Raw genomic sequence first — 519 nt, forward strand, 5'->3', positions numbered from 1 at the left:
CGAAAAAGAAATATTTGGCATGGGATTTGAAAAAAGAGGTAGTTATTTTGTGGATTATTTTGATTATAGTTTTAATTATAATGGGTTTTTTGAGATTAATCTAGATGATTATTTTCCAAATAATTTGCATTCAAAAACTATAGACAGATTAAAATACAATGATGAAATAAAATTTGGAATTAAATATAAATATAATTATATTAAAATACCTAATATTCGATACACTAAAAAAAACAACCAAAAGGATGAGTTTTACACCCCCTCTACTCTAGGCAAATACTATTTTCAAATAAGTAGATACCACGAAGAAGTTTTCTTTGAACTTTTAAAACCATATTATCCTAGTATAAAAAATCTTCCTAAAGGATGGAGTAAAGAAATGATTGAGAAAATGTCATACACCTAGTAATATAAAGTATTGTATCTAATAATGCTATAATAAATAATACTAACTTTAAAGGTAAAAAAATTGCTTAAAATATCAAAAAGAATTTCTATTATAGTTTTTATTGTATTAGT

The 519-nt window shown here is 22.9% G+C and carries 1 pseudogene; it reads left to right on the plus strand.

Annotated features, from left to right (window positions below):
* A pseudogene (locus L8W69_RS09280) lies at window positions 1–406 on the plus strand (hypothetical protein); the annotation flags it as partial.
* Window positions 407–519 lie beyond the last annotated feature (113 nt).

Source organism: Campylobacter sp. CNRCH_2016_3089 (assembly GCF_025772505.1).
Classification (GTDB): domain Bacteria; phylum Campylobacterota; class Campylobacteria; order Campylobacterales; family Campylobacteraceae; genus Campylobacter_D; species Campylobacter_D lari_D.